This is a genomic window from Aminiphilus sp. (assembly GCF_029975095.1).
GTDB lineage: Bacteria > Synergistota > Synergistia > Synergistales > Aminiphilaceae > Aminiphilus.
The window spans coordinates 1-7,577 of sequence record NZ_JARKPW010000143.1; the positions used below are offsets into that span (position 1 = coordinate 1).

Annotated in this window: 8 protein-coding genes; all 8 read left to right on the forward strand. The window is 58.5% G+C overall.

What is annotated here, in order from left to right; genetic code table 11:
* On the forward strand, positions 1-823 hold an 823-nt coding region (locus Q1K49_RS08740; protein WP_300525163.1), incomplete at its 5' end, for a PASTA domain-containing protein.
* Positions 820-1,518 (forward strand): ribulose-phosphate 3-epimerase, encoded by a 699-nt coding sequence (rpe, locus tag Q1K49_RS08745; RefSeq protein ID WP_300525166.1) that lies wholly within the window; start codon positions 820-822, stop codon positions 1,516-1,518. The genes Q1K49_RS08740 and rpe, both read left to right, overlap by 4 nt.
* A complete protein-coding gene (locus tag Q1K49_RS08750) occupies positions 1,511-2,479 on the forward strand; it encodes a RodZ domain-containing protein (RefSeq protein ID WP_300525169.1) in 969 nt (322 codons plus the stop codon). Before rpe ends, Q1K49_RS08750 begins: the two co-directional genes overlap by 8 nt.
* 34 nt (positions 2,480-2,513) lie before the next feature.
* Positions 2,514-3,806 carry a 30S ribosomal protein S12 methylthiotransferase RimO gene (rimO, locus tag Q1K49_RS08755; protein ID WP_300525172.1) on the forward strand — a complete coding sequence of 431 codons (1,293 nt, stop codon included), beginning with the start codon at positions 2,514-2,516 and terminating at the stop codon, positions 3,804-3,806.
* Positions 3,803-4,273, forward strand: a complete 471-nt coding sequence (locus tag Q1K49_RS08760; protein ID WP_300525174.1) for a phosphatidylglycerophosphatase A — start codon at positions 3,803-3,805, stop codon at positions 4,271-4,273. Before rimO ends, Q1K49_RS08760 begins: the two co-directional genes overlap by 4 nt.
* Before the next feature lie 11 nt (positions 4,274-4,284).
* Entirely contained in the window at positions 4,285-5,499 is a 1,215-nt protein-coding gene (locus Q1K49_RS08765; protein WP_300525180.1) for a nicotinamide-nucleotide amidohydrolase family protein, read from the forward strand.
* A gap of 2 nt (positions 5,500-5,501) precedes the next feature.
* Positions 5,502-6,086, forward strand: a complete 585-nt coding sequence (thpR, locus tag Q1K49_RS08770; protein ID WP_300525176.1) for an RNA 2',3'-cyclic phosphodiesterase — start codon at positions 5,502-5,504, stop codon at positions 6,084-6,086.
* Between the two features lie 12 nt (positions 6,087-6,098).
* Positions 6,099-7,256, forward strand: a complete 1,158-nt coding sequence (recA, locus tag Q1K49_RS08775; RefSeq protein WP_300525178.1) for a recombinase RecA — start codon at positions 6,099-6,101, stop codon at positions 7,254-7,256.
* Positions 7,257-7,577 lie beyond the last annotated feature (321 nt).

Below are 7,577 nucleotides of genomic sequence, written 5' to 3' on the forward strand. Positions count from 1 at the left end.
AGGAGGACAGCGGTTTCCTCTTCCCGATGTGCGGGGTATGGAGTATGAGCAGTCCCTCAGAGCGCTGCAGGAGGAGGGATTTACCGCAGGAGATGTGATCCGGGTCTCTCACCCGCAAGTGCCGCCCGGAGTGATCGTCGCCCAAAGTCCCGCCGCGCCCGCAGCGGTTCCCCGAGAGACGCGAGTGGACCTTCTCGTGAGCCTTGGAGGTACCAAGGCCGGAACCGCAGTCGTTCCGGACCTGGCGGGGCGGAACGAAGCCGAGGCGAAGCGCCTTCTCGAAGGTTCGGGGCTTAAACTCGGAACTGTGCGGTATCTTTATACGCAGACCACGCCCCCGGGTGTGGTAATGCGCATGGAACCCGCAGCCGGAAAAACCGTGAGCCAGGGAGCGCGAGTGGAGATTATCGTCGCCACCGCTCAGAAACCCAAGGAGACCCCTCCGCAGGAAGTCACCGCTCCCGGAGCGGTGACAATCCCGGGGCAACAAAAGCCGGGACAGCAGACAGTCGTGGTGGAACAGCCCTCTCAACCGTTGCCGCAGGTGCATGAACCGGCTCGTCCGACGCCGGTTCCCCAGGCGCCACCGCAGACATCTCCCGAGGCCGTGAAGAAACTGGCCAAAATACGGTATCAGGTGCCTCCTTTGACGAAGCCTTTGGAATTGCGCATCGAGATCGTGGATGTCAAGGGGACGAGACAGATCCTGAAGAAGGAAGTCAAAGGCGGCGAATACATCACTCTCAATGAGCCCTACCAAAATGAAGCAGCGGTGACGATCTACCTCGGAGGCGATTTCGTGTGGCAGGACAGGTATCGATGAATCTGTTCCAAACCAGGGAGCGCCGGCCTCTTCTCGCGCCTTCTCTGCTCGCGGCGGATCCCCTCGGGATGCGTGTCCATATCGATGCACTGAATGGAACGCATCAGTGGCTTCACTTGGATATCATGGACGGACATTTTGTCCCGAATCTCTCTTTTGGCCCGATGTTTTTGAGTGCGTTGCGACGTAACTACCCGGAAGTGCCGATGGATGTGCACCTTATGGTGGCTTCTCCGGAATCGTTTCTTGTTCCCTTCGCGACTCAGGGGGCCGATGTGCTTACCGTGCACGTGGAGGCAACGCCTCACATTCATCGTCTTCTGCAATCCGTTCGGGAATTGGGAGTTCACCCGGGCATCACACTCAATCCGGGAACGCCGGTGGAATTTCTGTACCCGGTGCTTCATCTGGTGGATTTAGTCCTCGTCATGTCCGTGAATCCGGGTTTTGGAGGACAATCCTTCCTGCCGGAGGTTGTGCCGAAAATTGAGGCGCTTCATCGTTTCCGCGAAGTGCAGGGGCTTTCGTTTCTCATCGAGGTTGACGGCGGTGTTTCCGCGGAGAACGCGGAATGCCTCGTGAAAAGTGGGTGTGACGTTCTCGTGGCGGGGAACTCCGTGTTCGGTACGCCACAGCCTGAACTGGCGGCGAATGCTTTGCTGGAAGCGGGGAGGAGGGGGTTGAACCGTGGATGAGGGACACGTGTCCTTTGGAGAGCTTGGTGCCAGAGCACGGGAAATGAGGCTGGCAAAGGGCATTTCCCTCTCGGAGGTCTCTTTGCACACGCGCGTGAGAGAGCATATCCTTTCCGCCATTGAAGAAGGGCGCTTGGAGGATCTGCCGGCGGCAGTCTACGTGCGCGGTTTCGTCAAATCCTATCTGTCCTTTCTTGATGCGGAGGATCTCTGGCCTGCATTCGAGAGGGCGATCCCGCTTGCGGGTGCGACGAACGTGACGCATGCGTTGGGTACGTATTCCACCGCCACGAAAGGCTTCCGCCGTGTTACTCGAAGAGGTGCCTACATTCTCCTCGTGCTGCTTGTCATCGTGGCGGTGGCATTTGCCTGGAGTCAGTGGGATACGATACGCCGCAGCGTCGCGGAGCGCACGACTCCCTCTGCGGTGGTGGTGCCCGCCCAAATTCCGGAAGCGACTTCGGAACCCCTTCCGGAGGCCGTTGACGGTACTGGAACGACGAGCCCCAACATCTCTCCCGTGGAAGTGGCGCGAGTCCTTTCTGAGATGTTCCCGAGCCCGGACCTTTCTCCCGATGCGCTGCAGGTGTTTCTGCCTCTCTCCGACGAAGTTCCCCCTGTCTCGGAGGGGCCCGTGGGGGTGGAGAGCGTCGATTTCCCCTGGCTCCACGAGATGGCTCCGACAACCCCCCAGCCCCAGCAGGAGGAGCCGATGGATCTTCTTCGCGTCGAGACTGCAGGAGCCTGCTGGGTGCAGGTTCGCCAGGGAGAACGGATCCTTTATACAGGAACGATGCAGAAGGGGGACTCGAAGGAATTCTCCGTCTCCGCCGAAACGAGCGTTCGCTTGGGCAATCCTGCAGTGGTGACGATCACATGGCAGGGAAAGAGCCTTCCCGCTTCGGATGGAACAGGCAAGCCCCGGACGATTCGCTTTACTCCCCAGGGGGAGATGCGATGACCATGGGGTGCTGTGGCCGGAAAGCATCCTACGTATGAAAATTCACCTTTTAAGCCTCGGATGTGCGAAGAACCAGGTGGACAGCGAACGCTTCGCCGGCATTGCCCGGGAAGGCGGACACTGTCTCGTCGACGACGTCTCCGCCGCGGAGATGGTTCTCGTAAACACCTGCGGTTTTATCGCGTCCGCCGTCGAGGAGGGCGTGGATGTTCTCCTCGACCTGGAGCAATTGAAAAATCAGGGAGTCATCAAGAAGATCGGAGTCCTCGGCTGTTTGGTGGAGCGATATGGAAAAGAACTTCGCCAGGAGCTTCCTTCGGTTGATTTTTGGGGTGGCGTTGAGGCGTGGGAATCCCTTGGATCGTTTCTCGGCGTGTCTTCGTCAGCCGGCTCGTGCCGTGTCCTCTTCCCCGGCATCTCTTCCTGGTCGCGCTACCTGAAAATTGCCGAGGGGTGTGACAATCGCTGTAGTTATTGCATGATTCCATCCATTCGAGGTCCCTTGAGAAGCCTTCCGCCTGCCGAGGTGATTGCCGAAGCGGAGCGCCTTGTGGAAACGGGAGCCCGCGAGATCTGCCTGGTGGCGCAGGATCTTACCATGTACGGTGCCGATTTCGGCAAAAACGCGCTGCTTCCTCTTTTGGCGGATCTTTCCCGGTCTTTGCCGTCGCATCTCTGGCTACGCTTGCTCTATCTCCATCCCGATCGGGTCGACTGCCGTTTCTGGGATGCCCTACGGGCTTTTCCCCAGGTTCTTCCCTACGCGGATATTCCGGTGCAGCACGCAGATGCCCGCATCCTCTCCGCAATGAACAGAAGGGGCGAGGGATCGGTCTTTTCCAGGAGCCTTCTTTATGCGAGAGAGTTGGACCCCGATTTCACGCTTCGCACCACCGTCATGGTGGGATTTCCAGGAGAGGACGAGAAAGCTTTTTCGAATCTCCTGCGCTTTATCGAAGAAGTTCGGTTCGACCGCCTGGGCGGGTTCATCTTTTCCGCGGAGGAAGGCACTCACGCGGCGTCTTTGGGACAGCAGGTTCCCGCGGAAATCGGAAAGGGGCGGTTGGATCGCCTCATGCGGCTTCAGGAGGATATTTCCTACGAAAGGCAACTCCGTTTTGAAGGTCGGACTCTCGATGTCCTCGTGGAGGAACACGATGTCGCCGCAGGCGTCGCTTGGGGGCGCTCGTTCCGTGAAGCTCCGGAGGTGGACGGTGGAATCGAGATTGCCGGTTGCGCCGAGCTGCTTCTGCCTGGAACGGTTATTCCCGTTCGCATTACCGAGGTAACGGAGCATGACATGATAGGGGAGGCTCTTGCGCGATGAGCAGCAGTTTTGACAACGCATGGTGTACGCCCCTGGCCACGCTGGGGGGGCTTGGGCGCCTCACGGCGATGCCCGGAACGGTGGGCTCCGTGGCGGCTTTTCTCGTGGCGCTTCTCGTTCCGATCCCGTTGTGGGCGATCGCGGCGGTTGCAGTGGTCGGCGGTATTGCCGCCGACGTTCACGCACGCCGCACGGAAAACCCTGATCCTCCGGAGGTCGTGATCGACGAAGTGGTGGGAACATGGATCGCCATGTTCGGCCATTCTCCCGCGAATGCTCTTGGGGCACTGTTCCTTTTTCGCGTGTTGGACATTGTGAAACCTTTTCCGGTCTGTACTCTGGAAAGGCTCCCCGGGGGTGTGGGAATCATGGCGGATGACATCGCCGCAGGAGTCGGTGCGAACCTGATTCTTCACGGACTTTTGTGGCTGTTCCTCCGGGGCGGTTTCGCCTCTTTCTTCGGATGAGCCGCGTCGTGATGTTCCCCAGGAAAGCCGCTCTCGTCGCCGTTGGTGACGAATTGCTCCGGGGAATCGGCCGAGAGGAGAATTGTCGCTATACCGCGGAAAAACTCACCGCTCTGGGATGGGAAATCGCGGGAATGGAGATCGTCGCCGACGACGTGAAAGCGATCGTGGATGTTTGTCGCCACTGGATAGGGTCCGTTGATCTTCTCGTGTTCTCCGGAGGTCTCGGGCCTACCCATGACGACAAAACCCGGAACGCCTTGGCGACTTTCCTGGGGACGGAGCTGCTTCCGACCGCTCTTTTCGATGAGGTGATCAAGCGGTACGAGGGAGATCTCGAACGAAAGAGCCGCGTCGAGGGATTGCGTTCCACCCAGGGAGCGATTCCTGCCTCCACTGAAGCGATCTTCAACCCTCTCGGAACCGCGTTGGGAATCCGCTTCGATCACTCCGGCACGAGGATCCTGGCTCTTCCGGGAGTTCCCTGGGAATTTCGGGCCATGGCGGATGAGGCATTTTCCTCTTTGGAGAGGGGCTCGACAGTATCCACGAAGATCCGCGTGATTGGAATGGGAGAGACGGTGCTCTCCTCTCGCATTTCCCCGCTGCTTGCGGATGCCTCCCTGACGGTTTCCATTTTGCCATCCCCGGAAGGCGTGACCGTCGTGCTCCGAGGCGAAGAAGCGGCCGTCCTCTCCGGTGAGAAAACTATGCGTCACTTGTTGCCCTGCGACTGCCTCCCACCAGGAGTGGCGACCCTTGAGGAGGCGCTCGTGCGTGCCGCGGAAGCGAGAGGCGTGACGTTTGCTACTGCCGAATCCTGCACAGGAGGTCTTGTTGCTGCCAGAATCACCGATGTACCGGGTTGTTCCGCCGTATTCAAGGGTGGTGTAGTCTGCTACGCCGACGATATCAAGAGGCGGCTTCTGGGGGTTTCGGAAGCCGTTCTCCGCGAGGACGGGGCTGTGAGTGAACGGTGTGTCCTCGCCATGGCAGAAGGAGCAAGGACTGTGTGCAGAGGTGACATGGCCGTGGCTGTCACCGGCATTGCAGGACCTTCGGGCGGCTCGCCGCGTAAACCTGTCGGAACTGTGTGGGTCGGCATCGCTGATGAAAGGGGATCCGAAGCGACGCTCCATCGCCTTTTCGGAGATCGCTCCTTCGTGCGCGCCAGGACGGCAGCGCTGGCGCTGGAGTGGTTGTGGCGTCGCGTCAAGGAGAAATGACCATGGACGAACTTCTCCGCAGTTTTGTGTGTCTTCCCTTGCAGCATGATCTGCAGAAAAGGATTGCCGCATGGATACGCGAGCTGAAGAATACGGCTCCCTCGTTGAAATGGGTACGTCCCGAAGCGCTTCACGTGACGCTCAAGTTTCTCGGATCCCTTCCTTATCCGCTTCTCTGTGACTACTGCGAAACTCTGAGGCGAACGTTACAGGGAGAAAAAATCCCTGCAATCGCCCTGAGGCTCGAAAATGTGGAGATGTTGCCTCATTTACGGGATCCTCGCGTTCTTTGCCTTCGAATCGGGGGAGATGTGGTTCTTCTGGAAAAACTCCAACGACTTGTTGAGGACATGGCGGAAACGAAAGGCATCCCCAGGGAAAAACGGCGCTTTCTGCCGCATCTGACACTTGCGAGAGTCAGAGAACCAAGAGACTGCAGCATTTCCCTTTTTGAATCGGTCTCGTCGAATCCACTTCATGGCGTCGAATGGATCGGGAACACACTTGTGGTTATGCAAAGCGATCTGCGACCGACGGGTCCGGTGTATACGCCCATCAGCGAGCAGACGCTTTTACCCTCGTCGTAGGAGGATTGGAAGATGGCAAAACGAAAGGACCAGTTGACTCGGGAAGATATTCTCGACCAGGCTTTGGGAGATATTCGCAGCAAATTCGGCGAGGGCGCGATCATGCGTCTGGGAGAACAGGCCAATCTGCCCCAGACGGAAGTGATCCCCACGGGAATCCTTCCACTCGACGTTGCTCTCGGTGTCGGAGGGCTTCCAAGGGGGAGAGTCGTGGAAATCTTCGGCCCGGAGGGATCGGGAAAGACGACCATCGCCCTTCATGCCCTGGCGGAGGCTCAGAAGCAGGGAGGCATCGTTGCCTTCATCGATGCGGAGCATGCGTTGGATCCCCGTCTGGCCGCCGCCGTCGGGGTGGACATCGCTTCCATGTACCTGTCTCAGCCGGACAGCGGCGAACAGGCACTCTACATCCTTGATGCACTTGTCCGAAGCGGGGCTGTTGATATTGTCGTCGTGGACTCCGTTGCCGCCCTCAGTCCCCAGGCGGAGATCGACGGGAAGATCGGCGATCCTCAGCAGGTCGGTCTCCAGGCCCGGCTCATGTCTTACGCGTTGCGTCGTCTCACGTCCTCCATTTCTCGAAGCAGGACGGTGGTAGTTTTCATCAACCAGCTTCGTGCCCAGATCTCTTCCGGATACGGCTCCGGCCCTTCGGAAACCACTACCGGTGGAAGAGCGTTGAAATTCTACAGTTCTCTCCGTATTGAGGTAAAGCGCGGAAAAGCCCTGAACAAGGGGGACGATGCGATCGGGCACGAGCTGTGGATCAAAGTTGTAAAAAACAAACTGGCGCCTCCTTTCCGGACAGCCCATACCACTCTCGTTTATGGGAAAGGCGTTCCTCGGGAAATGGCCGCAGTGGATATGGCATTGGATATCGGTGTCATCAAACGTAAGGGCTCCTGGCTCGCCTATAAAGGGGAAACTCTCGGGCAGGGGAAGGACAACCTCGCCAAATACTTCCAGGAGCACCCGGAACTGCTTGCGGAGATCGTCCAGGAAGTGCTTGCCCGAAAAACGCAGGGAATGGGTCTCGATTTGTCATCTCCGAGCTCCTCCCCGGACGAGGAGGACGGAGGAAGTTCGCATCCCTCGGATGAGCTTCTGCTCGAAGAGGGAATCCTTGATCTCGATGTCTCGCAGATAGAGGAAAGCAAGGACAACGCTTGATACAAAACGTCGCGATCGTCCCCCGCGAAACATTCCGCGGGGAGGCTTCGGCCCGTTGCGACAGTTGGTTTTTGGGCCACGGAAAAACTGTGTAAAAACTGAGCCGCAGGAGATGTTGACAGCTTTAGGGAGGGCTGATAGAATATCTCTTGCGCTCGCCGAGAAGAGCGAGCAGCGCTTCAGCACCTTGACAAGTTCGAAGGCAGCAGAGAGAGAGACGGGAAGGGCGAACTCGGAGTCGTGGAGCCGTAGGGGAGCGATCTTTTATGGTGAAGCGTGAAGGGGAAGCCCTATCGGCGGAAGCCGAACGAAGAGCAGCAG

Excerpts from the sequence above, each read along its gene's own strand:
- rpe (WP_300525166.1), top strand. The coding sequence starts at position 820 with ATGAATCTGTTCCAAACCAGGGAGCGCCGGCCTCTTCTCGCGCCTTCT.
- rimO (WP_300525172.1), top strand. The coding sequence starts at position 2,514 with ATGAAAATTCACCTTTTAAGCCTCGGATGTGCGAAGAACCAGGTGGAC.
- Q1K49_RS08760 (WP_300525174.1), top strand. The coding sequence starts at position 3,803 with ATGAGCAGCAGTTTTGACAACGCATGGTGTACGCCCCTGGCCACGCTG.
- Q1K49_RS08765 (WP_300525180.1), top strand. The coding sequence starts at position 4,285 with ATGTTCCCCAGGAAAGCCGCTCTCGTCGCCGTTGGTGACGAATTGCTC.
- thpR (WP_300525176.1), top strand. The coding sequence starts at position 5,502 with ATGGACGAACTTCTCCGCAGTTTTGTGTGTCTTCCCTTGCAGCATGAT.
- recA (WP_300525178.1), top strand. The coding sequence starts at position 6,099 with ATGGCAAAACGAAAGGACCAGTTGACTCGGGAAGATATTCTCGACCAG.